Origin of the sequence: Bacillus sp. FSL P4-0248 (genome assembly GCF_038593305.1) — a bacterium.
Classification (GTDB): domain Bacteria; phylum Bacillota; class Bacilli; order Bacillales; family Bacillaceae; genus Bacillus; species Bacillus safensis.
Map to the genome: position 1 here is coordinate 1954389 of NZ_CP151983.1, position 25464 is coordinate 1979852.

At 40.2% G+C, this 25464-nt stretch carries 27 protein-coding genes, 1 other RNA gene and 1 riboswitch; of the genes, 7 read left to right on the forward strand and 21 right to left on the reverse strand.

Annotated features, from left to right (window positions below):
- The first annotated feature begins 75 nt into the window (after positions 1-75).
- Positions 76-984 (forward strand): homoserine O-succinyltransferase, encoded by a 909-nt coding sequence (metA, locus tag NST65_RS09810; RefSeq protein WP_024428133.1) that lies wholly within the window; start codon positions 76-78, stop codon positions 982-984.
- Between the two features lie 228 nt (positions 985-1212).
- Complete coding sequence (locus NST65_RS09815; RefSeq protein ID WP_024422744.1) at positions 1213-2364, forward strand: diglucosyl diacylglycerol synthase; 1152 nt, start codon at positions 1213-1215, stop codon at positions 2362-2364.
- Between the two features lie 33 nt (positions 2365-2397).
- On the opposite strand, the gene NST65_RS09820 is transcribed toward NST65_RS09815, so the two are convergent.
- Positions 2398-3099 carry an AIM24 family protein gene (locus NST65_RS09820; RefSeq protein WP_024428131.1) on the reverse strand — a complete coding sequence of 234 codons (702 nt, stop codon included), beginning with the start codon at positions 3097-3099 and terminating at the stop codon, positions 2398-2400.
- Between the two features lie 259 nt (positions 3100-3358).
- Here NST65_RS09820 and cspD point away from each other — a divergent pair, with 259 nt between their 5' ends.
- A complete protein-coding gene (gene cspD, locus NST65_RS09825; RefSeq protein WP_003215784.1) occupies positions 3359-3559 on the forward strand; it encodes a cold-shock protein CspD in 201 nt (66 codons plus the stop codon).
- Positions 3560-3610: 51 nt separating this feature from the next.
- Here the strand turns inward: cspD and NST65_RS09830 are convergent, their stop codons facing one another.
- The 3 genes from NST65_RS09830 to NST65_RS09840 all read right to left on the reverse strand — a co-directional run bounded on the left by NST65_RS09830 (position 3611) and on the right by NST65_RS09840 (position 4821).
- Positions 3611-3793 carry a hypothetical protein gene (locus NST65_RS09830; RefSeq protein WP_008346368.1) on the reverse strand — a complete coding sequence of 61 codons (183 nt, stop codon included), beginning with the start codon at positions 3791-3793 and terminating at the stop codon, positions 3611-3613.
- 172 nt (positions 3794-3965) lie between these two features.
- Positions 3966-4148, reverse strand: coding sequence for a zinc-finger domain-containing protein (locus NST65_RS09835; RefSeq protein ID WP_024422748.1), 183 nt, complete (start codon positions 4146-4148; stop codon positions 3966-3968).
- A 1-nt stretch (position 4149) separates the two neighbouring features.
- Positions 4150-4821, reverse strand: coding sequence for a ribonuclease H family protein (locus tag NST65_RS09840; protein WP_024428130.1), 672 nt, complete (start codon positions 4819-4821; stop codon positions 4150-4152).
- A 94-nt stretch (positions 4822-4915) separates the two neighbouring features.
- Between NST65_RS09840 and NST65_RS09845 the strand changes: the two genes are divergently transcribed.
- Genes NST65_RS09845 through NST65_RS09855 form a run of 3 tightly spaced genes read left to right on the forward strand, consistent with a single transcriptional unit; the run spans position 4916 to position 6170 of the window.
- Positions 4916-5605, forward strand: coding sequence for a queuosine precursor transporter (locus NST65_RS09845; protein ID WP_024422750.1), 690 nt, complete (start codon positions 4916-4918; stop codon positions 5603-5605).
- Between the two features lies 1 nt (position 5606).
- Entirely contained in the window at positions 5607-6002 is a 396-nt protein-coding gene (locus tag NST65_RS09850) for a reverse transcriptase-like protein (protein WP_024428129.1), read from the forward strand.
- Positions 6003-6044: 42 nt separating this feature from the next.
- Positions 6045-6170 carry a hypothetical protein gene (locus tag NST65_RS09855; protein ID WP_003215584.1) on the forward strand — a complete coding sequence of 42 codons (126 nt, stop codon included), beginning with the start codon at positions 6045-6047 and terminating at the stop codon, positions 6168-6170.
- Positions 6171-6184: 14 nt separating this feature from the next.
- On the opposite strand, the gene NST65_RS09860 is transcribed toward NST65_RS09855, so the two are convergent.
- The 6 genes from NST65_RS09860 to NST65_RS09885 form a co-directional block, all read right to left on the reverse strand.
- Positions 6185-7072: a 5'-3' exonuclease gene (locus tag NST65_RS09860; RefSeq protein WP_024428128.1), complete on the reverse strand. Its 888-nt coding sequence runs from the start codon at positions 7070-7072 to the stop codon at positions 6185-6187.
- A gap of 277 nt (positions 7073-7349) precedes the next feature.
- Positions 7350-7613, reverse strand: a complete 264-nt coding sequence (locus NST65_RS09865; protein WP_024422753.1) for a YpbS family protein — start codon at positions 7611-7613, stop codon at positions 7350-7352.
- A gap of 41 nt (positions 7614-7654) precedes the next feature.
- Entirely contained in the window at positions 7655-11251 is a 3597-nt protein-coding gene (locus NST65_RS09870) for a dynamin family protein (RefSeq protein ID WP_111926527.1), read from the reverse strand.
- A 133-nt stretch (positions 11252-11384) separates the two neighbouring features.
- On the reverse strand, positions 11385-11492 hold the full coding sequence (fbpC, locus tag NST65_RS09875; protein ID WP_306299200.1) for a Fur-regulated basic protein FbpC: 108 nt from the start codon (positions 11490-11492) through the stop codon (positions 11385-11387).
- A 64-nt stretch (positions 11493-11556) separates the two neighbouring features.
- On the reverse strand, positions 11557-12066 hold the full coding sequence (locus tag NST65_RS09880; protein WP_029708080.1) for an isoprenylcysteine carboxylmethyltransferase family protein: 510 nt from the start codon (positions 12064-12066) through the stop codon (positions 11557-11559).
- Positions 12063-13163, reverse strand: coding sequence for a 3-oxoacyl-[acyl-carrier-protein] synthase III C-terminal domain-containing protein (locus NST65_RS09885; protein WP_111926525.1), 1101 nt, complete (start codon positions 13161-13163; stop codon positions 12063-12065). Before NST65_RS09885 ends, NST65_RS09880 begins: the two co-directional genes overlap by 4 nt.
- Positions 13164-13722: 559 nt before the next feature.
- Here NST65_RS09885 and NST65_RS09890 point away from each other — a divergent pair.
- Complete coding sequence (locus NST65_RS09890) at positions 13723-14577, forward strand: polysaccharide deacetylase family protein (RefSeq protein WP_034280497.1); 855 nt, start codon at positions 13723-13725, stop codon at positions 14575-14577.
- 193 nt (positions 14578-14770) lie between these two features.
- Here the strand turns inward: NST65_RS09890 and pbuX are convergent, their stop codons facing one another.
- The 11 genes from pbuX to NST65_RS09945 all read right to left on the reverse strand — a co-directional run bounded on the left by pbuX (position 14771) and on the right by NST65_RS09945 (position 25455).
- A complete protein-coding gene (gene pbuX / locus NST65_RS09895) occupies positions 14771-16090 on the reverse strand; it encodes a xanthine permease PbuX (protein WP_034280495.1) in 1320 nt (439 codons plus the stop codon).
- Positions 16087-16671: a xanthine phosphoribosyltransferase gene (gene xpt, locus NST65_RS09900; RefSeq protein WP_111926523.1), complete on the reverse strand. Its 585-nt coding sequence runs from the start codon at positions 16669-16671 to the stop codon at positions 16087-16089. The genes pbuX and xpt overlap by 4 nt, the downstream gene beginning before the upstream one ends.
- Before the next feature lie 118 nt (positions 16672-16789).
- Positions 16790-16889, reverse strand: a riboswitch (purine riboswitch).
- A 136-nt stretch (positions 16890-17025) separates the two neighbouring features.
- Positions 17026-18531 (reverse strand): carboxypeptidase M32, encoded by a 1506-nt coding sequence (locus tag NST65_RS09905; protein ID WP_111926521.1) that lies wholly within the window; start codon positions 18529-18531, stop codon positions 17026-17028.
- Positions 18532-18656: 125 nt separating this feature from the next.
- On the reverse strand, positions 18657-20594 hold the full coding sequence (locus tag NST65_RS09910; protein ID WP_034280490.1) for an ATP-dependent DNA helicase: 1938 nt from the start codon (positions 20592-20594) through the stop codon (positions 18657-18659).
- Positions 20595-20669: 75 nt separating this feature from the next.
- Positions 20670-20867 carry a hypothetical protein gene (locus tag NST65_RS09915; protein WP_024428119.1) on the reverse strand — a complete coding sequence of 66 codons (198 nt, stop codon included), beginning with the start codon at positions 20865-20867 and terminating at the stop codon, positions 20670-20672.
- Between the two features lie 105 nt (positions 20868-20972).
- The gene (locus NST65_RS09920) at positions 20973-22127 is read right to left on the reverse strand and encodes a class I SAM-dependent RNA methyltransferase (RefSeq protein ID WP_024428118.1); all 1155 of its coding nucleotides are present in this window, start codon (positions 22125-22127) and stop codon (positions 20973-20975) included.
- Positions 22128-22235: 108 nt separating this feature from the next.
- An RNA gene (rnpB, locus tag NST65_RS09925) (RNase P RNA component class B) lies at positions 22236-22622 on the reverse strand.
- Positions 22623-22682: 60 nt separating this feature from the next.
- Positions 22683-22988 carry a cell division regulator GpsB gene (gene gpsB, locus NST65_RS09930; RefSeq protein WP_012010336.1) on the reverse strand — a complete coding sequence of 102 codons (306 nt, stop codon included), beginning with the start codon at positions 22986-22988 and terminating at the stop codon, positions 22683-22685.
- Positions 22989-23063: 75 nt separating this feature from the next.
- Entirely contained in the window at positions 23064-23606 is a 543-nt protein-coding gene (locus tag NST65_RS09935; RefSeq protein ID WP_029706022.1) for a DUF1273 domain-containing protein, read from the reverse strand.
- Positions 23607-23654: 48 nt separating this feature from the next.
- On the reverse strand, positions 23655-23891 hold the full coding sequence (locus NST65_RS09940) for a CotD family spore coat protein (protein WP_080652975.1): 237 nt from the start codon (positions 23889-23891) through the stop codon (positions 23655-23657).
- A gap of 316 nt (positions 23892-24207) precedes the next feature.
- Complete coding sequence (locus NST65_RS09945; RefSeq protein ID WP_176967039.1) at positions 24208-25455, reverse strand: ribonuclease H-like domain-containing protein; 1248 nt, start codon at positions 25453-25455, stop codon at positions 24208-24210.
- Positions 25456-25464: the final 9 nt, after the last annotated feature.

Below are 25464 nucleotides of genomic sequence, written 5' to 3' on the forward strand. Positions count from 1 at the left end.
TAATTGAAACATTGAAATATCGCCAGAAAGTTCCTATAATGAAGTGAAATTAGCTTTGGTTCAGGGGGTGGCGAGTTGCCTATTAACATACCAGTTCATCTGCCGGCAAAACAAATACTAGAGAGCGAAAATATTTTCGTCATGGATGAGACAAGGGCATTCAAGCAAGATATCCGTCCTTTGAATATCGTGATCTTAAATTTAATGCCAAAAAAAATACAAACTGAAACGCAGCTGCTGAGAATGCTCGGAAATTCTCCTTTACAAGTGTACTTCACGTTTTTGATTCCAAGTACACATACACCGAAGAATACGTCGAGAGAGCATCTAGATGAATTTTATACGACCTTTGAATCGATCCGCCATAAAAAATTTGATGGAATGATCATCACTGGCGCACCGATTGAGCACTTACCTTTTGAAGAAGTTTCTTATTGGAAAGAGCTGCAGGACATTTTGGACTGGAGTAAAACCAATGTAACGTCTACCCTTCATATTTGCTGGGGTGCACAGGCAGGTTTATATCACCATTACGGGATTGAAAAAATCAAGCTTCCCGAGAAAAAATTTGGTGTATTTGAGCATATTGTTAAAGAGAAAAAAGAAAGATTAGTCAGAGGTTTTGATGAAGTATACTATGTCCCACATTCTAGGCATACAGATATTAATACAGAACAATTAAAAAACACGCCGAATTTGAAAGTCTTGAGTATGTCTGAAGAAGCGGGTGTTTGTTTAATTGTTTCAGATGATGATAAACAAGTATTTTTAACTGGACATCCTGAATATGATACAGATACATTGATGCAGGAATATGAAAGAGATTTGTTGAAACATGATACAGTCCAAAAACCTGTCCACTATTTTATAGAAGATGGTGACACATTAATCCCAGTAAATCGCTGGAAAGCCCATGCAACCTTATTGTTTATGAATTGGCTAAATTATTATGTTTATCAAGAAACACCATACGTTTGGGAATAAAATAGACTGTGGTCTGATGATAAATCGTCAAAATGTGTTAAAATACAAATGGCTCTGTCTTCCATTATCAATTGAATCTTTTTGTTTTTTAAAATTAGTTTAATTCTTTCGTAACGAATGATATGCTCTAACTGTTTATATGTTATCTTTATGTATATGTAGACCTATGAGATTAATAGTTTTCGTACGAAGTTTTGTTGTTGTTGATTACATTTGAGGTGAATATTCTTGAATACCAATAAAAAAATATTAATCTTGACCGCAAATTATGGAAATGGACATATGCAGGTAGCAAAAACACTGTATGATGAATGCAAATCCCAAGGGTTTGAACATGTTGTAGTTTCTAATTTGTATCAAGAATCGAATCCCATTGTGTCAGAAGTGACTCAATATTTATACTTGAAGAGCTTTTCCATTGGGAAACAATTTTATCGCTTGTTTTATTACGGTGTAGATAAAATTTACAATAAACGCAAATTTAACATTTATTTAAAGATGGGAAATAAGCGTCTCGATGAATTAATTCAGTTACACAATCCGGACATCATCATTATTACATTCCCGATGATTGTTGTACCAGAATACCGAAACAAAACCGGTAAAGTGATTCCGACTTTTAATGTCATGACAGATTTTTGTCTCCATAAGATTTGGGTACATGAAAACATCGACCGATACTATGTTGCAACCGATTATGTGAAACAAAAATTAGTGGAAATCGGCACACATCCAAGCGATGTCAAGGTGACAGGTATTCCTATTAGACCACAGTTTGAAGCAGACGTGCCAAAATCGATGATCTATAAGAAATATGGATTATCATCAGATAAAAAAGTTCTTCTCATCATGGCCGGTGCTCACGGTGTACTAAAAAATGTGAAGGAATTATGTGAGGCGCTGCTTCTCGACAGTGAAGTACAAATTGTTGTTGTATGCGGAAAGAACGCCGCGCTGAAACAATCGCTTAGCGTTCTTGAACAAGCACACCCAGATCAATTGAAGGCGCTTGGATATGTGGAACAAATTGATGAATTGTTCAGAGTAACAGATTGTATGATTACAAAACCAGGCGGCATTACTTTAACAGAAGCAACTGCAATCGGTGTCCCGGTCATTCTTTATAAGCCTGTCCCTGGACAAGAAAAGGAAAATGCTCTTTTCTTTGAGGATTATGGCGCTGCCATTGTCATTAACCGACATGAAGACATTTTAGAATCTGTGACCAACTTGCTGCAGGACGAAGAAAAATTAGAAACAATGAAACAAAACATGAAAAAACTGCACTTAAAACAATCTTCTCAAACCATTTTGGAAGATATCGTTGAGCAGTCAGATCTCATCATGAATAACAAAACATATGCTCGCGCATTATCATAAAAAGGTGTCCGTCATTGACGGACACCTTTTTCCTCACCCTTGATTTCCATTTGTTGTGTATACTTCTTCAAACGGCTGAACGACAACAAAGCCGCTTCCGGTAAACTTCATTTGAATGGACTCTCCGCTTCCCCTGCCAATAAACGTTTTAAAGGAAACATCTGTCACAAATTCAGTTTTTAAATCCCCTGACCACGCAACAGTCGCATTCGGATCTGTATAAACAGAATCACCCGGCTGAACAATGAGTGTCAGCGGCTCATAATGACTTGTGATTGCAACTAAGCCTGCCCCTTCTAATTTGACATTAAATAATCCGCCTGCAAGCATACCAGACACTTTTTTCATCAATTTGATATCCCAGCGGACAGATGGTTCAAACGCAAGCAGGTCGTTTCCATTCACAAAAATGGATTCTCCTTGAGCCAAACGAAGAATCGAGATTTTTTTACCTTGATCTGCCACATATAATTTCCCATCACCTGTCGCCTTCATTAGTGAGGTGCCTTCTCCTGAAAGCATTTTTTTGAACATCTTGGAGACGCCGTGCTCAAAAACACCTTCACGTTCAAATTTGATTTTCCCTCGATAGGAAACCATGGAACCCGTTTTTGCCCAAATCGTGTCAGTCAAATTAATTTCTAAAAGTCTTGGTGTTTCAAGTTCGAAGACCCCTTCTCCTTTATCTTCTTGCTGCGTATTCTGAACAAATTCTTCAAGTGTATAACGATTCATGATTGCACCTCTTTTTGTATTTTTTTTATATACGGACAAGCTGCACGTGAGGTTCCGAAAACGTTTTATATTTCATTGTTATTCACCAAAAAAACAAAAAAATCAAACATTCTGCTCAAAATTTGGCTCGCCTGCTTGACGCTTTACTTTTGATGGTGTATAGTGGAACCATCATTTAACAACTGCAAAGTCGTTAGGTGATGAAAATTTTTTTTAGTATGCCAAAAGGTGTGCTACAGTACTAGGAGGAAAAAGCAATATGCAAAACGGTAAAGTAAAATGGTTCAATAATGAAAAAGGTTTCGGCTTCATTGAAGTTGAAGGCGGAGACGATGTATTCGTTCACTTCACAGCTATCGAAGGTGACGGCTACAAGTCTTTAGAAGAAGGACAAGAAGTTTCTTTTGAAATCGTTGAAGGTAATCGTGGACCTCAAGCTGCAAACGTAACAAAAATCTAATCAACTAAATCAATGATGAAACGACAAAATAAAGAGAGGCATATGCCTCTCTTATTTGATTTTCAGCTGAATTTCAATTGCTAAAATATTTTGCTTCAGTCGTTGTTCAATTTCAGAAATATCTTTTTCGAGAAAAGGTCTTCCCTTCTTTGCTACATCTACTAGCTGCTCTAGATCGCTGTATACCTCTTGAAATGTTCGATGTAATACCGTTTCGAAATCCTTATTATCCATGCCGGCCTTCCCCTTTTCCTCTATTATCCGTCACTTAGTCAAAAAGTAACTCAACCAAAACTTTCTATAGTTATATCGGCTCATTTTTCAGAATATGTTCTCTTTTTACACATTCTATCCGTTTTTTTTCATGAGCGGATGTTTGAGCAGGGAAAACCGGGGCGGCAGCCGCTTACTTTTTAAGCAGCGTCTGTCCGTATTCTTTTATTTTCTCTCCTACTGTGCATTGCTGAATACAAAAGGAGTGGGCGTATTTTTTTCCATATTCTTTTCGAAAGTGCTTCTTAATCAAACAATCTGAACAATACGTGTCTTGGAGATCCGTCAATTCTTGTACTGCTGTTTTTTTATCCACATTATTCAGCTCCGTCTGCTTCTAATTTCAATTTACTTTCAATTGGAACGTCTGCAAGCATCTGCCTTGCAAGCTGATCCGCTTCTGCATTTTGTTTACGATCGATGACTTCATATGTTGGCGTAAGCCTCAGCTCCTTTAAAGCCGCTTCAATCCGGTCGAGCCATTTGTTATGTATATCATCATAACAAGGCCATTCTCCTTTTAACTGATTCATGACAACAAGTGAATCGCCTCTAATCGTGACAGAATTTCTGCTTGCTCCAAGGTCTTTTAAAGCTTTGACAGCCTCAAATAAAGCTGCATACTCTGCTTCATTATTGGTGATTCCTTGGAAGGGCTGATTTTTTCTCAAACGATAAGCATCTTCTCCGAGCTTATAGTAAACGACAACCCCAAGACCAGAGTCGCCTGTTTCTTTGTGAAAACTTGCATCAAAATAGACCTGAAGCTGATCAGGTTCAAGCTTTAGTTCTTCATTTAGCTTTTCAAGTTCTTTAATAGACCACATCGCCCCTTTTTCATCTTCAAATGATAGGAGTGACTGTGGTTCTTTTTTGTCGATATGTTTGGCTAAAATCAAGGCCTCTTTTAGCTCCATCCAATCTTCTTGGAAAAAAGCAATGGACCCAATCGATTTCACTTTCATTGTATAGTGTGCTCTTAATTTCATTGATCACATCGCCTTCCCGTGCTTTTAAGGTAAACGTTCGTTATGCTATAATCAAAAAGTTACATTTCACAATGAGAAAGGAAGTTCATGTCACTTGTTTAATGAAGGTATTTGGATCTTATTTGCGATCATTAATTTTATCATTGTTCTTCTATTTTATAAAGGATTTGGCAAGATGGGCCTTTTCGTCTGGATTGGCTTTGCGACGGTGGCTGCAAATTTACAAGTGGTCAAAACCGTTGAATTGTTTGGCTTAACGGCAACACTTGGAAACATTTTATATGGCAGTGTGTTTTTTGCAACGGACGTATTGAATGAAAAATATGGACAAAATGAAGCGAGAAAAGCTGTCTGGATTGGTTTTGCCACTCTTTTAACACTAACCGTTGTCATGCAGGAGGCTTTACTTTTCCATCCCGCTCCATCCGACATTTCTCAAACATCCCTGGAAACCATTTTTGGCTTTATGCCAAGGGTCGCACTTGGCAGTCTTGCTGCTTATATCATCAGTCAAATGTTAGATGTTTATGTATATTCGTTTATTCGCCGGATATTTCCTTCCGATGGTGCGCTCTGGGTGCGCAACGCTGGAAGTACGATGATCAGCCAGCTGCTTGATACACTGATCTTCACAACAATTGCCTTTCTTGGCACCTATCCATTTCATGTATGGATCGAAATCTTCATCACGACTTATGTGATTAAATTTATCGTCGCCGCGATTGCGACACCATACGCGTATGCAGCGAAAAAAATGGTTCCGCTTGATGAAAGGGTGAAATAAATTGCCAGCTGAAATATACATTGATGGTGCTAGCGCAGGTAATCCGGGTCCTTCTGGCATCGGCATTTTCATTAAATATGATGGAAAGGCAGAATCTTTCTCGATTCCTCTTGGATCAATGAGCAATCACGAAGCAGAATTTTCCGCTCTCATTGAAGGGATGAAAATCTGCGTAGAAAAAGGACTGCGATCCGTTTCGTTTCGAACAGATTCACAGGTAGTTGACCGTGCAGCCAATGCAGGATTTGCTAAAAATCCAGCCTTTCAGCATTTTATAAAAGAGATGATCGAGCTTCAAAGCCAGTTTGATTTATTTTTCATTAAGTGGATTCCAAGCAAGGAAAATCATGTAGCTGATCAGCTCGCTAGAAAAGCGATTCACCTTTCTAAAGGATGAATCGCTTTTTTTCGGTTATGCTAATGTATGAGGTGATACTGATTGGATAAAGAAAATAAAGGTCGTGTCACAAATGGGACAACGCCTCAAGGTGATGCGCAAACAAAAGATAAGCAGCCACTATCTCAGCTCGAAAATAGAGCGAAGAAAAGCAATACAAAAAGATGAATGTAGGGATCAGCTTAGCTGATCTCTATTTTACTTAACCGATTCACCATCGGTTCAATTCCTTTGATTTGATGGTATCGCAGCATGGCAGCAGCCCGTTCTTGATTGATGTTCACCTTCGTCTCATCAATTGGACAGCTCAGCGGGACATCACATTTGATCTCTGCCAATAAACGGGAAAGCTTCAAATCTTCTAATCCTGCTTGCATTTTCTTTTGCTGGGCAGCCGTTAGTTCATGAACATTTTCTAATAATCCGTCAATGGTTTGATATGTTTGAATAAATTTTAATGCTGTTTTTTCTCCGATTCCTTTGACGCCTGGGTAATTATCACTTGAATCCCCCATAAGTGCTTTCATATCGATCAGCGCCTTTGGAGAGATGCCCATTTCCTCTTCAAATAAAGCTTTAGTATAATGTTTATAGTTCCCAATTCCTTTTTGCATTAGAGCAACCGTCACTTGTTCATTCAATATTTGCAGCAAATCTCTGTCCCCAGTTAGGACAGTCACACGTGCTTCATTCTGATAGACTGCCGCCAGCGTGCCAATACAATCATCTGCCTCAAAGCCCTTTATACCAACGTTTACAATTCCTAGTTCTTCTGTCGCTTCCTTTGCTAAATCGAATTGCGGAATGAGCTCGACAGGTGCCTCTCCTCGATTTGCTTTATAATCTTGAAACAATTCATTTCGGTATGTTTGGCTTCCCATATCCCAGCAGCAAACAATATGGGTTGGCTCAAATGTTTGAACAGCGGTTAATAAATGCTTCAAATAGCCATTTACTCCATTCGTCGGGACACCGTGATCATTTATCATAAAATTTCGATGGACAGCCGTTGCATAAAACGATCTGAATAGAAGCGCCATGCCATCAACAAGCAATACGTGTTTATTCATTCTTATAAACTCCCTTTTTCAAAACAATACTCCTATTCTATCATAGAACATAGAATTCGACATAAAAAAGGCGCCTTCTTCTTTTGGAAAAGAAGTGGCACCTGGGGATTACTTTTGACCGTATTGCATTTTTTTCGATTCTGCTTCTGCGTAGGACGGCATCTCTTTTTGTTTAGGGTGACGCTCATCCTGCTTTTTTGCATGCTGTTTTTTTTCCATCATCATTCCCCTTTCTCGGTTCACTTGTTAAGATGACCAAAAAAGAGAAAGTTACTCTTTACTTCTGTTTTCGTTCGACATACTCCCTGACCATATCAATCGTGACATGCTTACGCAGCGGAACAATTCCGCCTCGTGCAAGCTCATTCATCTTCGAAGTAATTTCATTGATCTCGTCAGTTGTAAATGGCTCGTTTTGCTCACACTTCAAAACAGCAGTCTCTATTGCCTGCTCTCTTTTCTGCTCAAGCGCAAGAAACGATTTGATATGAGCATTCTGTTTTTGTGAATGTGCGGAAATTTCTTCGTGTACGCTCGTCATTTTTTATCAACTGCTTTCTTTTTTATATAGTCTATCATGAATCAAATGGTTTTCAACTGGTTCTTCCATTCATTTGTTTGCTTGTATACTTGTTCTATCATCGCCTGCTCTTTCGCATCTGTCGTTAAGCTCATGATAAATGTTTGTTTTTGTTCACTCAGCTGCTTGAGCGCTTCTGTTTCATATCTTTCAGTAAAAGTCTTCACCATCATATCGTATCTGCTCTGTAGTTCTTCTTTTTCTTTATCTGCCCATTTCGTCGTTAACTGGAAAAGAACATCTCGAATCGATTCTATAAACGCTGCCTTCCCGTTCTGTTCAAAGAAAGCTTTCGCTGATTTTTGCTTCTTTAAGAGCGGCTCAAACGGCGTCAGGTCCGCTTCCACTTCAATTTGTTTCAGCGCGGCATTTTTCTCATCTGGCGGCGACAGCCGGAGAGAAAAGTAAGGATCTTCTGCACACGCGGCCTGCAATCCTTTCTCCCACTCCTCTTTGAAATATTGAGTGATAAACGATTCCATTCGAATATCAAGCGCCTTTAGCTCTTGTACAAATTCAAATTCATAATCCTTTAGCGCCTGTTCAAGCGCTTTTTTCAACTCCTGCCTGAAGTCCCCTTGAGATATTCCAGGATAAAAGGCTGTCTTTAACAGATCATTTGCATATAGTGACAAGCGCTGAACAATGTGGTAAAGCTGTTCGTGCAAGTCCTTTTTCACACTTTCTGTCACTAGCTTAGATCGTTTAATATGACTCATTTGATCAACGATCGCTTCATAGGATGTGTTTATCTTTTTCTTTTCTGCTTGCTTTTCATCTTCCGACTGATGCAGCGTCTCATGCAGCTTGTCAACTGTTCTACATAATGTACTGGCTTCAAAATACAGAAGCTCAATCGCATCTTTCGTTAATTCTTCCTCAATAAAATAGTCGAGCTGTGTTCTAAGCTGTGCATACTGGTTATAAGGCGACTGTCCCTTTCCTTCGATCTCTTCCTTACTCGATACGTGATGAAGGTTTGGATGCCGAATGCCTTCTTTTGTGAGCTCATTTTTCACATAGTCAAAGACGGTTTCAAGCTCTGTTTGATCCTTTGCGAGGTCAGCTGCATTGATAATAAAAAACATTTTATCCATGCTAAATGAATCTTTTACAAGCCCGAGTTTACGTAAAAATGACCGGTCTGCTTTTGAGAAAGAATGCTGGTAGTAAGTTAAATAAAGAAGGGCATCAGCATCCTTCATATATTGAAAGGCAATCTCTGTGTGACGTTTATTCATACTGCTGGCGCCTGGTGTATCAACAATCGTCAGTCCTTTATCTGTTAAAGGTGTACTTAAATAGACCGTCACTTCCTTCACCACACAAGAAACAGCCTCTTCAGCCACATATGGCTTTAATTCTTGCAGGGTGACATTGAGCGGCGTTTGTTTTTGAATCGAATCACGGAACTTTTCATGAGCGTTTAAAAAATGGTCAACAATGATGCGGTGATCCTGTTCAAGCTCTCTTTTTTTCAGCGTCCGCTCGAGTTTCGCTTGAAACGTATCTCCCTTTTCTTCTGTTATAGAATAACCGAGAATTTGATCGAGCTCCTCTAATATTTCCTGCTCGGTTTTGAACACTACTTTCACACTTTCATGAGGATGGTCTTCTGTCGGCCGCGTCAGCTTATTGATCGTGGCCGTCGTTGGTGTAGGAGATGATGGCAGCACCTTTCTCCCAACAAGGGCATTGGCAAACGAAGATTTCCCCGAACTAAAAGCACCGAATAAGGCGAGTGTAAATTCCTTCGCTTGCAGCCGCTTTGTTCGTTTTTCAAAGGACTTTCTTTGAGACCCAAGCGCGTTTAATGGCATTAAAATTTGAGAAAGCTGCTCAAACTGGTCAATCGACTGCGCTGTCGGGATATGCTGTGATTGTCGCATTTGATCAAGCTCTGTCTGCTGCTGATTTTCTTTTTCGCTTTCTTCGGTATGAGTTGATGTTTGATGCTGATTTAGCTCGTCATGCTGCATCCGGTGTTTTTTCACATAAAACCAATCTTCTTCGATCTGCTCATTTGTTCCGTTTTTCCATATATCCCATATATGTTCAATATCTTTTCTGATTTGATCATTTTTTTCCATGTATTGCTCCAGCGCTTGAAGCTCCTGAGCTGCCTGGGTCCATTTTTCTTGGTGCTTTCCCTCTTCATTCATGAGCTGGGTTTTCAGTATCTCGGTCATTTGTTCAATCAATGGTATTGCTTTCTGTTTCGTCTGTCTTTTCAGTGCTTCACCCGCATCTTTTGCATATTGCAAAACGTATTCATTTGAAAATGTCGCACCGTGATGGATCACGTTTTCAAGCAGTGATTCTTCTACAGGTGTTTCAAATGCCATCACTTGATTTAATAGCTCTTCACCAAGCTGATGTTTCTTGACTTCTTTTTTGAGCAGCTCAGCAATATGCCAGTCTACTTCTGCTTTCATTCTTGCTTTGACATCTGCTAAGAACTCGTTCGCCCGCTTTTCTTTTTCCTGCTCGGTTTTATTTTTAGCGAACAGCAGACCTACCTTAAAGCCAGGTGCTTTCGATTCAATATAATCACTTGCGAGCTCCCTCATTTTAAATGGGGTTAGATTTGCATTTTTTAAAATGTTCTCGACTTCAGAAGACACTTCATCTTCTAACTGTTTTGCTCCATTTTCAATGAAGCTGCTTCTCGCTTCAAGTTCCTTCACTTCTTTTCTTTTTTCTTGAAGCTGTAAATCCAGATCCTCTTCCTGCAGCTCTTCTTTTAATGAGTCAATATGTTCTTTTAAAACATGCTCTATTTTCTGCTCGGTATAGGCGCGAAGCGATGCTTTCGGCAATGTTTGTAATTCTTGCAGTTTCTCGATTAAACGAATCATTTCGTTTCTTGGATGCGATTCATCGGTTACAGATGTAAAGTATAGATGTTCTTCTTCAATGCCTTCTTTTTGAAGCATATCAACTACTTGATTTTTGTAGTCTTCAAATGCTGTCTCATGCTCATCATGTCGATCGACTTGATTGACGATGAAATAAAGATTTGGCACTTTCTCTTTAATGGAGCGAATGAAACGAATGTTTTCCTCAGAATGAACATGGTTGTAATGAACGACATAAAAAAGAGCATCTGCTTGATGAAGAATAGACGCAGCAGATAAAAAGTGAGCATGATCCGTTGAATCAATTCCGGGCGTATCAATCACTGCTACCTTTTCTTCCAGTCCTCTATAGTCCCCGCTAATTTCCACCATTTCAATCTGTTCTCCATCCTTACAAAAACGCTGAACTGCTTCTTTATCATAAGAACCGCTCATTTTTGCAAAGCGGCCATCTGAGGTGTGAAGCTTTACTTCACTCTTCCCTTTCCTCACGACGACCAAGTTGGCACTTGTTGGAATTGGACTCGTTGGCAGGATGTGATCATGAAGCAGATGATTCACAAGAGATGACTTTCCAGCTGAATAGTGGCCGGTAAATGCGATATACACTTCTTCTTCTGCTTCCTTTTTGATAATCGATGCAAGTTTGGCTGCGCGTTCATGATCATCCCTTTTAAGAAGGCTTTGATATAAAGCACCTGTAGTTTGAACGAGCGAATCTCGAATAGACAAGTCTTCCATGACGATAAACCCCTTTGTTTTTAGAAAAGTCAGTTATGTATGTGATACCATTTTACACAAAATGAAGAGATTTTTCTTCTGATCTGAGGAAATAAAAAAAATCTGCTTCCCGATCAGTCGCAATTGACTGCGATCAGGAAGCAGATTTTTTAGAAACACCTTTTAATACGAAGCCAATTAATAGGCTGTATACACAGACCGTACCGAGTAAGAAAACCATTGTCATGTGATCACCGTCCATCCTTCGTGATTGAGAATGCTTATCATTAATGAAAGTGTATCACAATTGATAATGATTTTCAATATTAATTTAACAAATACTGATTGAGCGCTTTCTCTTCTGTTTGAATTCTCACAGCCATCATCCATGCATTTAAACATGTGAACAAAATGGCGGTAAAATAAGCATTAAACAAAAGCGGGATCAGCAAAAGCTCAATCGCCACCACGACATAGTTAGGATGCTTTAACCAGCGATAAGGTCCTTTTTTCACCATCATCGCATTTGGTACAACTAAAATCTTTGTATTCCAATACGTCCCAAGAGAACATAATGCCCAGTATCGAATCAACTGTGCGGCCAGCAGAAAAATGAGCACCACAAGAAAATAGGGCGACGGCGGCCTGTTTAACCCCCATACCTCAACCATAAGTGAGACAAAAAAGCCCGCATGCATAGCGACCATATAAGGATAATGACTTGCACCAAATTCAATGGCACCGATCGCTTTTACTTTCTTTTCATTTCTTTTAGCCACAAGCATTTCAATAAGCCGCTGACAAACGAAGAAACCGATGACGAGCCAAATGATCATGATAAGACCTCCTCCCATTTCATGAGCAGCAGCTCTGAGGAAAAGCCCGGACCAAGCGCTCCGCAAAGACCCATATCTCCCGCTTCAGCGGATTGATGTTCAAGATAATGTTTGATCACATACAAAACTGTGGCAGAGGACATATTCCCGTGTTGTTTAAGTACTTCTTTTGATGAAAAAAGCTGATCCTCTTGTAAGGATAGACTTTCAATATAGGCATCAATCACTTTTTTTCCTCCAGGATGGGCAAGAAAAACTGATAGGTCTTCTGCCGAATACCCTTGCTGCTCTAAAAATTGATCGACTTGCTCTTTTAACCAGCCTGAAATAATGGAAGGAATGTCACGGGAGAAAATAACCCGAAAGCCGTCACTTGTAAATTCCCAGCCCATCACATCCTCAGACTCTTTCATTGTGACGGATTGTGTACCAATCACTCTAGGAACTGTTTTTAGATCGGCGTATTCAGATACACCTTTTTCTCCAGTTAAGAGTACCGCTGCTGTCCCGTCTCCGAACAAAGATGTCCCGATTAAATTGCTTTTTGATTGATCTTGCGGCTGAAAGGTTAAACTGCACAGTTCACAGGCGACAACCAGCACCTTTGCTTCTGGAAATGCCCGTATGTATTCGTAAGCCCGGGACACCCCTGCCGCTCCGCCCCCGCACCCTAACCCCCAGATCGGCACTCGTTTCGTATAAGGCGAAAAAGGAAGAACGTTCATTAGTTTTGCATCAAGACTTGGTGTCGAAAGTCCGGTGCTTGAAATAAAAAACAATGCATCGATCTCTTCAAACGGAATCGGTTTTTTCAGGAACGCCTTCTCATGAAGACAGTGTATGACTGCTTCTTTTGCATGAGCCAATGCTTTTTCCAAATAGAGATTGTTTTTCTCCTCAAAAGAGTGGTGCGTCTGATACCATTCAATTGGCTGCACAAACTGTCTGCTCTCGATTTCTCCGTTTTGAAAAGCTCTCAGCAGCCGGTCGATATCTTTAAACGATCGTTTAAATTGGGATCTAGCAAAATCAGCCGCCTTTTTCTGATCCACATGATGTTTTGGCAGACTCGTTCCAACAGAAAGAATGTACGCCATCGGCTTCACCTCTTTTTTCGATTAATATCCCCTATCGAAAAAAGGATATACATGCCAAAACGTCACAATTCAGTCAAAATATTTTCCTCCGGCTAACTTTTTGTCTTGACGACAATTGATAAATATTGGATAATATAGGTGAAAACATGATGTAGTTTTCCTCCTTCACAGGTTCGTTCTAAGCCAAGCGAACCTGCTTTTTTTATGCAAAAAAACACCTCTAAAAGAGAAGTGTTCAGACCCTAGAACCCCCCTTTACTTATACAACACTTTCATACGGAATCTCCCTTTCGCTTCGAATTAATGGTCAAATCCGCTGCTATCTTAGCGTATAAATATTAACGTTTCGATCATTATTCAGAATGAAATGAATGGGTCAACTTTTTTGCTGATCAACACAAAGTAACAACCATAAATTTCTAATTCATTTGAATTTTCTATATAAAAAGGATTTTTTCCACTATATATTTAATCAATATGAGTACCAGGAAAAACAGTGAAAAAAGAAAGAATCTACAACATGGTTCGGCTCAAAATTTAATTGACTGGAGTGATTGTAATGAAAAAGGTTTCCAAAAAAAAGACACCCTACAACACGATACTTCTCTCAAAGGTAATTGGTTTAGTGCTTCTTACACTGTTTCTCTTTTTTATCTGGGATATGTCTAAACCCCATTTGCAGGCGACCAATGGGCAAGCAAAAAATGCTGCCAGCAGTGACTTCCGTGACACAAGCATCAGTCTGAAAGCAAAAGATCAGTCTACAAGAACATTGGATACACATTTTAAGACCAATCCAAACCAAGAGGCAACGAATAAAACGGTCTTTTTAACATTTGATGATGGTCCTTCTGCTACATCAAATCAGCTGTTAAATGTATTAAAAGCACATCACGTGAAGGCGACGTTCTTCATGCTTGGACCGCAAATCCAAGCACACCAATCAGCTGTGAAAAGACTTTATCAAGAAGGACATCAATTAGGTCTTCATGGCATGACGCATGATATAAACCTCTTTTATCAGAACAGCGAGTCTCCCGCAAATGAAATGAGAGAAGCTCAGCGTATTCTTGCCTCTGTTACAGGCGTCTACAGCCGTCTTGTAAGAACCCCCTTTGGCAGTGTTCCAAATTTAACATATCATCAAAAAGTACGTTTAAACCAAAATGGCTTTATTTACTGGGACTGGACGATTGATAGTCTTGACTGGAGATATAAAAACTCACAATATGTTCCAGAGGTATTGAATCAATTGCAAATGTTTGAGAAAAATAAACCATGGGAACCAAAAGTTATATTAATGCATGATCAACCCTCTACCACAAACTATTTAGATAGCCTGATTATACAGCTAAAAGCAAGGGGCTATACATTTGCAGTCATTAACGAAACAATGCCGCCGGTACAACATTAATAGCGCTAATCACAAAAAGCCCGTATCCAAAAGATGCGGGCTTTCAGCTTGTAGACAAACCCTCACACGCTCCTTCCTAGGATCCTAGGACTTCAAAGGTTTTTTATCAAGCTAAAAAGAAGACAAAGAGCTAAAATAAAAGGTCATTTTAGCTCTTTGTCCATAATCTGAACCCCCTCTCCAAGAGAGGGGGTTACATAACAGATTGCTTAGGTTCTTCTACCAGGTCATGCCCGGCTTCTTTTTTAAAAGGAATCATGTGATAAATAATATGAAGCAAAATAGCGGTAAAGCTTCCGGCCACAATGCCGTTACTTGTTAATAATTTAATCGAATCTGGCAGATGCTCAAACATTTGCGGTACGACAGTAACTCCTAAGCCGATTCCCACGGAGCAAGCGACGATCAGCAAGTTCTCCTGCTTTGCAAAGTCCACGCGCGAGAGCATTTTAATACCGTATGCAATGACCATGCCAAACATGGCAACCATTGCACCGCCAAGGACTGACTTTGGAATAATCGTCGTAAAGGCAGCGATCTTAGGAAAAAGACCAAATAACATGAGCAATGCTCCTGTTACAACAATGACTTGGTTTTTCTTGACTCCTGTTAACTGGATCAATCCAACGTTTTGCGAGTAGGCTGTGTATGGAAAAGCATTAAAGATTCCGCCTAATAACACAGCAATCCCCTCTGCCCGATAGCCTTTAGCCAAATCCTTCTCTTTTAATGACCGGTTTGTTAAATCACCTAGTGCGAAATAAACGCCTGTTGATTCGACTAATGACACAATCGCAACTAACGTCATGGTCATGATCGGTGCAAATTCAAAGGTCGGCATGCCAAAATAAAATGGCTCAATCATGCGGAAAACCTGGGCTTTTGCCACCTCAGCTGTCTCCACTTTCCCCATAAACGCAGCAACTGCTGTCCCAAGAAGAATACCGATTAAAATGGCGATCGCCTTCATAAACCCTTTCGTGAACCGATAGAGCAGTACAATGATAAACAGCACAAGGAAAGCGAGCCCTAGATTTTCAAAAGAACCATAATCCGCACTTCCTTCTCCTCCTGCCATATTATTCATCGCTACAGGAATGAGGGTGATACCAATAATAGTGACGACAGAACCTGTGACAACAGGCGGGAAAAATTTCACAAGCTTCCCAAAGAAAAAAGAAAGAAGAATGACGATACACCCAGAAGCGATAATACTTCCATAGATAGACGAAATGCCATACTTAGAGCCAATCGCAATCATAGGAGAAACCGCAGTAAATGTACAGCCTAATACGACAGGCAGACCGATCCCAAAGAAGCGGTTTTTCCATACTTGAAGCAATGTGGCAGCCCCGCACATGAAAATATCCGCAGAGATTAAGTAAGTCAGCTGTGCAGGCGTGAGCCCGAGCGCATCTCCAACAATGAGCGGCACAAGAACAGCACCGGCATACATCGCCAGTACATGCTGAATACCCAGTGAGAGCGTTTTGACTTTTTTAGCGGTACTCATAATTGTATCTCCCGTACAAACGTGACTTTCCCTTCCTCAAGTGATTCAATACGTGCGAGGGACTCAACGCGGTAGCCCATTTGCACAAGCGCATTTCTTCCAGGCTGGAATGATTTTTCGATGACAATGCCAAATCCGGCTACTTTTGCCTTCGCCTGCTTTGCAATCGCAGCAAGTCCTTTCGCAGCTTCACCATTCGCTAAAAAGTCATCGATGATTAACACACAATCATTTTCACTAAGATGCGTATTTGAGACAGCAATCGTGCTTTCTACTTTTTTCGTAAAAGAGTACACACTGGCTGTTAACAGGTTATCCGTTAATGTGAGTGATTGACGTTTTCTTGCAAACACAACAGGTACTTGAAGAGCAAGCCCAGCCATCACAGCAGGTGCGATGCCAGAAGATTCGATTGTGATGATTTTTGTAATGCCATCGTGCTTAAATAATCTAGCAAACTCTTGCCCGATCTCATGCATTAACACAGGATCAATTTGGTGATTTAAAAAAGCATCTACTTTTAACACTTGATTTGACAGAACGATTCCTTCGTTCTCAATTTTTTGACGTAACAATTCCATCATTCTTCCCCCTAGCATAATTGGCAAACATTCAATTTTTGGCATAAAAAAAGCATTGCTGTCCATGAGGAGCAAGCAATGCGAAAACGATCAATGGATCTTCAGCTCAAACAAGAGCTGTTTCATTTTGCTCACTCATAGTCGGACCGTATCGGTGTCCGGTAGAAACTTGCGTGCCATCATCACGCGATTATATGAGTGTTATAGTGTTCAAATTATAACAAGATTTCAGACGCTTGGAAAGCACTTTTCTAGAAAAATACCGAACTTAAATAATAGATCAGAACAAAATGTTCGTTTTTAGAATATTCAAGCATCAAAAAAGCACCCCTCTCATGAAAGGGTGCCCTTCTTTTATGATAAATACAGTTTCGTATATTTATCCGTTAAGTAGTCGATTAAATATTGAACATTTAATTCTTCGCCTGTTGCATCTTGAATGATTTCAGATGGCTTTTTCCGTTTACCATGCTGGTGAACATGTTCCGTCAGCCATTCTTTTATCGGTGCAAAAGACCCAGTTTGAATAAGCTCATCAAAATTTGGTAAATCTTTAATCATTTGCTGCTTTAATTGCGCTGCATACATATAACCAAGAGCATATGAAGGGAAATATCCAAAGCTTCCATCAGACCAGTGAACATCCTGCAAGATACCGAGTGCATCATTAGGAGGCGTAATGCCAAGATACGCTTGATATTTTTCATTCCAAAGTGCAGGCAGATCTTCAACTGCTACTTCTTCATTGAAAATCGCTTTCTCAATTTCATAGCGGATGATAATGTGAAGCGGATACGTCAGTTCATCGGCTTCAATTCGAATGTAAGTCGGCTTCGATTCATTCACTGCATGCACAAAGTCTTCTAAAGAAACATCTTTAAATTGCTCAGGAGAAGCTTCTTGCAGCTTTTGATAATACGTTTTCCAGAAATCTTCGTGTCTGCCGATAAAGTTCTCAAAGAAAAGAGACTGTGATTCATGGATTCCCATCGAAGTCCCATCACATAAAAGTGTTCCGCTCAGTGCTTCATCAATGTTTTGCTCATAGATCGCATGACCACATTCATGAATCGTTCCAAAGATCGCCATTCGAAAATCATGCTCATCATAACGGGTCGTCACACGTACATCGCCTCTGCTTAACGTTACAGCAAATGGATGAATTGTTGTATCCAGGCGGCCTGCGTCAAAGTCATATCCTAATTCTTTTAAGAAAAAGAGACTCAATTCCTTTTGTTTATCGATTGGGAAGCTTTTCGATAAAAATGAAGTATCCGGCTTATTAGGTGAGGCTTCGATTTTTTTCACAAGAGGAACAATAGCGTCACGAAGTGCACCAAACTTTTGATCAAGCTGTTCAACCGTCATATCTGGCTCATAGTTATTGAGCAGCACATCATAAGGCGTTTTTTTCACGCCCCAATATTGGATGAAACGCTTGTTAAAGTCAATAAGCTGTTTTAAGTATGGTGCAAAGAGTGAAAAGTCTGATTTCTCCCTTGCTTCTACCCAAACATGCTCCGCTTTTGATTGTAAAATCGAGTATTCTTTAAATTCTTCTTTCGGAATTTTACTGTTTTCATCATACTCTTTTTGTGATAATTCGAGCGCCTTCTGTGTATCTTTTGACAGCTCATCTCGATGTTTGTTTAATGCGTGAAGAAGATCTCTCATTTCGTCAGAAGTCTTCATATTAAAAATATCACTTGATAATTGACCGATCGTTTCAGCTCTAAAATCCGCACTTTTTTTAGGTGCTTGTGTTCTAGAGTCCCAGTAAAGTAAATGGAGCGCCTCTGTATAATGGGCGATTTTCCCTAGTAATTGATAAAACGCTTTCTCAGTTGCTTCAAGACTCATGCGTTTGTTCCCCCAATCAATAAAATATGTATGTACGTTTCAAGGCTACTTCAATGAATGTTCTTTTGTCAATGAAAAAGGAGGATACACCGTGGTATCCTCCTCATTTGCAAGTTTTCAGCTATTTAAGATGTGATGATGGGCTTCACTGGCAGGACGGATTCAATTTTACTTTGAAGCTTAGTATCTTCTTTACGATCAAAGTAAATATGAATGCTTCCTGCGTCTTGGCTTGTCCGGATCAGTCTTCCGATACCTTGGCGTAAGCGAAGCAGCATATACGGAAGGTCAACTTCAGCATGTGCATCCTTTGCTTCATTCCGTTTCGCTTCAAATACCGGATCATGCGGCGGATAAGGAAGTCCCCAGATGATCACATTCGTTAATGATTGACCTGGAATATCAAGCCCTTCCCACAGATGAACAGAGCATAACACGGATGTTTCATCTGCTTGGAACTTTTGAACAATCGTGCTGATTTCCTCGTCTCCCTCAAAATATACGTCAAACGGCAGTGATTCATTTGCTGCTTCAAGCTGTTTTCTAAAGAAATGAAGTTCATCAAATGAAGGGAAGAGAATCAGAGATCGTCCTCCATTTTCTTTCAGCTGAGTGATCACTTGCTGTGCTTTTGCCTCTTGCTCAGCGAGCTGCTGAATTCCATGGAAATAAATCTTCATTTGTTCATCGTAATCATACGGCGAAGCGACACTCATTGATAAGTAATCTTTAATCCCAAGACTTTCAGCTAAATAATCAAAGGATTGATTCTCAGACAATGTAGCGGAAGAGAAAATATATGGTCTTTTTTGCGAGAATACTTTTTCGCCAAGCACCTCTGCAACCGTCTTTGGCATCACAACAAATGTTGTATCTAATTCCTGTTTTTCCAGCCAGCTAATGGCATTTTTTTGATAAAGCGATAAAGAATACGCCATTTGTTCAATGTATTCTTCCACAACAGATAATTCGTATTGATCGATCGTATACATCTCAGATTCAAACACGAGCGCTTCTCCGATTTTTTCAAGCAAGTCACACAATTCACTTGCAGAACGCTTCACCTCATCGACACGCCCAATTTCAAGCCGGTGCGAGCCTTTGACTTCTTTGGCATGTGTTTTTAAGAGATAAAAGAACTCATCGTTTGTTGCAAGTGCATCTTCAACAAGCTCTGCAAATTCTTCGCGTATGTCGTTTTGCAAAAGACGTTCCAAAAATGTTTCGAGCGTTGATTGCTTCACTCGGTACGTTAACGCTTTTTGTGCGGCAAACTCGAGAAGATGTCCCTCATCAAATACGACGGAGCTATGCTCAGGAAGCAGCGGAAGCTGGCCCTCACGTTTCCGGGATTCCTTCGTCCACACATGCTCCATGTAAAAATCATGTGAACAGATGATGAGGTCTGTCGCTTTCCGGTAATGATCTCTTGATAAATTCAAACCACAGCGATGACGCATATCGCACGTCAGACAGTCCTGAAACGAGTCATAGCCAATTCGTGACCATTCATCATTTGATAACTCCGGATACTCTTTTCGATCGCCATACGGATAAAAGGTTTGCATGCCATGTGATTCATGAACAAATGAAGGCAGTGATTCATAAATATCGAGCCACTTTTCATCATCTTCACGCTGCATCGTTTTCTCCAGCTTCTTTAAGCATAAATATTGATCATGCGATTTACTTAATCTCGCATCTATTTGAATATCAAGGTGATTGGCAATTTTATAGATATCACCTTCTTGTTTAACGAGCTGTTCAATTAACGTTTCGTCTGCACATGCAATAATCGCAGGCTTCCCTGTATACCTTGCATATGTGACGGCAAATAATAGATAGACGATAGTTTTGCCTGTGCCTACCCCAGCTTCGGCAAACATCACACTTTTTTCTTTAAAGGCTCTTTCTAGTTGAAAAGCCATAAATATTTGTTCATCTCGAAGATCAAAGCCCTTTTCTGGCAAAATGTCATAAAACACATCACCAATCCAGTTGCCCAGTTCTTCGTAAAAATTGTGTTCTTTTGATAATGAAAAAGGCAAACGAGATGCTGTCACCTGCTTCAACCCCCAACTTTTGAATCATTCAGACATTCAATAGTACCATTTACGCTGGGGAAAAACAATCTTTTTTTATGAGCGCAGGCGATGTTGATAGCTTTCCTTCATTAAAAATGCATGCTCAGAACGTTCTATGTATGCCTGAGCCAGCGCCAAATCTTCGATGGCTGCCGTAAGCTGAGCAGATTGTCCACCTTCATGCCCTTCTATTTCTTGAGCAGTCGAATTGAGTGCTTTTTGGATTAACTGAATTTGATCATAATGAATCATGAAGACACCTCTTTTTTTAAAATCAAGTTCAGTTTATTCCGCCACGCGAGGAGTTATACCTTTTCATCATAAAAAAGCCGCACCTTTTTTCGGTGCGGCCATTTATTACGATTCGGTTGGTTGCTTTCTAGGCGGGCGTTTTCCCCAATATTGATAATAGTCTGTTTTAATAAATCCATTAAACAGCTTTCTCTTTTTCGTCGCTTTTCTTCCGAAGCACTCTTCGAATTTTTCGTGTGACGTTAAGATGTAAATGGACCATGTATCTAGGTTCTTAAACGCTTCACCCATTCCTTGATACATTTTTTCAACAGCTGGTTTATCACTCAGTCGTTCACCATAAGGAGGATTTCCAACAATCACACCGTACTCTTCTTTTGTTTGAAAGTCTTTTACTTGCATTTGTTTGAACTCAATCAGTTCACTCAGTCCTGCTTCTTCTGCATTCATTTTTGCGATGTCCACCATACGATGGTCGATGTCACTTGCGATAATGCGGAGCGGCTGATCATAGTTTGCTTTTTCTTCAACTTCCACACGCGCTTTGTTCCATACGTCTTCACCGATCCATTCCCATGATTCAGACGCAAAATCCCGGTTAAATCCTGGGGCAATGTTTTGTCCTATCATCGCTGCTTCTATGGCGATTGTTCCTGATCCGCAGAAAGGATCAACAAACGGACGGTCAGGTGTCCAGTTCGTTAATAAGACGAGCGCAGCAGCAAGCGTTTCTTTAATAGGTGCTCCGCCTTGATCCATGCGGTATCCGCGTTTATGAAGACCTACACCAGATGTATCAAGCGTAAGAACAGCTTTATCTTTTAAAAGAGCGATCTCGATTTTATATTCAGGTCCCGTCTCTTCAAGCCATTCAGACTGAATGTTGTAGGAGGATTTAAGCTTTTGAGCGATGGCTTTTTTGACGATGCGCTGGCAGTCAGGCACACTGGCAAGCTGAGATTTCACAGATTTCCCGATGACAGGAAACGTACTGTTTTTTGGTAAAAAAGCGGCCCAGTCAATCGCTTTCGTTTGTTCAAAAAGCTCATCAAATGTTTTTGCCGAAAATTCAGCAACTTGTACCTTGATCCGGTCTGCTGTACGCAGCCAAAGGTTTGCACGGCAAATCGCAAGAGCATCCCCCTTGAAAATCACTTTTCCGTTGTCGACTGTGCACTCATAGCCAAGGTCTCTTACTTCTTTTGCAACAATTGCTTCAATTCCCATTGGAGCTGTTGCGATGAGTGTATAGGTTTTCATTGATTTATCACCTGTTTTCTCGTCCTTTTATGTATTCAAGATAAAAGCTCTCCATATGTTGAAATAGGAGAGCTTTGTTTCATCATGTTTATGATAACGGATTTAACGTTCTGTAAGCCATGTTTTGTTCCATCGTACTGCAAACGGCAAATGCCTCGTACTCAGGTGGTAATCATCTATCTACAGAATTCTCTGTCCTTCTCTCCGTTTGGTTCCTTTGAGAAAGTTCCCCTACCAAGTTTGGGTTTCTCGCTCGAGGGGTTTACCGCGTTCCACTCTCACCATTTCTAGTGAGACTTCGTCACTGTGGCACTTTCAAGGATACTTTGCCATATCCTAAAAAGGACGTAGGCATTTTTCCTGCCGTCAGCCTTTCCCAGGCTGCCCTGGCTTATTTTTTCGCCAGGCACGAACACTACGGGCATCTCAGCACCGTGCGAGCATGGACTTTCCTCTGCAATGCCCTAAATAGCATTACAGCGATTACCCGAACGTTAATCAATAAGCGTTATTATAAACGACAATGACATCTGACACAAGCTTTTTCAGCAAGACTCAATCATAAAGTTTGCTGCCGAAAACGTGTTTTTCAAGGTTCGATAGTCTTTTTAAAATATCAAAGTTTGTTGTATTAGACTGTGCAGGCTGTCTTTTCCCTTGTTCAACAGCTTCTTCAAGCTGTTTTGACAAGTGGAGGTTTTCTTGTTGAAGTTTTTCGATTTCTTGGTTGAATGTCTCATAGTCTTTAATGACCATATCTAAAAATTTATCGACTTCTTCTTGTTTGTACCCTCTGACACCTGTTTTAAATTCTTTTTCTAAAATTTCTTTCGCAGAAAGCTTTACTTTATCAGCAAGCATCTTTTTCACCTCATATCGTGAATTCATAGTATATTTTTTCAGAAATACGTGACGTTGTCAAATTTTCTCTTGCTTTTAATCAAAAAACGGATCTTCCGCCTCAACCTGCGCTCTTAGATCATCCATCGTGATGTACATAATGGGGTAATCGGTATAGGCTTCCGCCTCCCTGATCATATACTTCGGCGATCCCTCATGCTCGGGATCATATAAGACGAGAAGACCATCTGTTTTTTCAATAAAAAAGCGATTCTTTTGTTTAAATTGTGCCGGACTTTCGTACGGTCTATGCGTGACACTTTCTACAAAATCGGCCTGTGCAAGAATTCCTTCATACAACTCTTTGTTTTGTTCATTCCAGCGCTCTTCCTGTTCATAAAATGGCGTAATGACTGCAAGTTTTAACGCTGGATATTCCTCTTGAAGCTCAAACACCACTTCGGCTGTCCAAATTTCTGCCCCAAGCTGGCCTGATATGAGCACCCATTCCAGACCTTCTTCGATAAGGGCTGTCAGCCTTTTTTGAAGCTCCGCTTTTATGTATTGAAGTGCAGGCTCGTCTTGTTTGAATATCCCAAGCTCAAAGGGCTTGTACCCTGTGACAGCAATAATTTTCATTATTTCACCTGCTTTTAAAAAATGGGACTTATAAAAGTCCCATTCACTTTATCTGTTACAGCAAGGTCCACCGCAGTTAAAGTGTTGATGTGTTGTCGGGTCCACCTGAGAAAACGTATGCGGGAAGTAGTGAACATGTTTGAAATTATGGTGGTGAACATTTGTCACATGCTGCGGGTGGATATGCGGCACAATTGTTGTTGACTCGCTGTGTGTACAGCAATGATTCGTCGGATGAACAATTGGCTGTGTAACATTCGGATGGCAATGATGATGATGGTACATGTAGCATTCCCCTCTCCTTTATTTTCTTACATTAACAATGTATGAATTAAGAGGTGTACATGTACTAATGCATTAACCTATTTTAAAAGTTGGCAAGAAAAATATCTTTATAGTTTGAAAACACAAAAGCGACCAAAATGACAACAAGAAAAAACAAGTAGAAAAGACCCTTATACATGCTATACGCTCCTCATTCAATATCTAACGTTATTTTACAGGATTCGCGGACTTTCTACAATAAAAGTGCTAAACAATTTTTATTTTCGGCCGAGAGCCGAACGTTGTCATTTTTTGCGCTTTCCCGGGTAATAATATTTCATTGCCCAGCTTTTCTCAATAGCCGTTTTTTTCGCTTCTCAAGCTCTTTTGTGTCTCGCTCGCTTAACGATGAGAAAGATAATAAAGATTCTGTGATGGAAAGAGCTGACTTTGCATCTTTTTGGCGATGCTCTTTACACTTCGCAAGCTCTATACCTGCTTTTAATGCCAAATGGACATCACTTGATTCAAATAATGTTTCCCAAATTCGAACTGCTTCATCCCACTCGTTTAGCCGTTTATATTGTAATGAGAGATCAAATGCCGCCTGATTGGCATGTTCAAAATCAGCACCTGTTAATTCCCGCAAATGCTTCGTAGCTTCCTGTACATCACGATGCGCAAGATGCCACCTAGCCAGCGCGTATTTCTCATCATGCTCCTTTACCGCATCCATAGATAGAATTTTTTTGGATAGATGGATGTAAAGGCTGATTAACGAAAGGACGTCTAATTCATTATGAGTCAAAATTCCTTCGATGAGCTTCGGTTTTTGTTCCTTTAAAAAGTGAAAATAGATCATCGGTGCTAAAAAACCCGGTGTGTCGCCTTCCCGGTGGACGTGCAGCTCTTCTTTTTCAACCACAGACAGCGCCATTCGTTCATATTTATGCTTCCACAATCGTCTTGATCCATGCAGAAGATCAAAGTGGCCAAACTCTGGAAGCGCAGGGATTTGATCTCGCAACAAAGTATGTCTCGTTTTCACTTGCGGCCAATCGAATGATTTTCCATTATATGTAACGAGTGATTCTACGTTCACTTCATCGAGAAAGCTTTTATAAAGAGCCGCTTCATTTCCCGGATTTGTGAGCAGGTGCTGTTTCACCACTACTTTGTCAGCAAAAACCCGCGCATGTCCTAGCAAGAAAATCATATTTCCCGTTCCGCCAGATAATCCAGTTGTTTCTGTATCGAAGAAAAACAGTTCATGCGGCTTGTAACCTTTAGCCGATAGAGAATGCTGGATGCTGCTTTTGTTCCATGCCTCGATGATCTTTGGCAGTTCCGCAAACGAGTAGAGTCCATGCTTATCATCTAATGAATAGGTGACTTCTCGAATGAGACAAAAGGAATCCTCAAAGTGATAAGGAGCTGCACCTAATTTCTCCCATTCCTTTAAAAATGGAATGTTTTCGGCCGTCACAGGCTGAGGCTGCCCTTCCACTGCTTTTTGCCGTTTTTCGTTTGGCTGGTTGTGCGATAGGTGCTTCTTCATTCGATTTAATTTCCCTTTTAAAGACATGAGTAGGTA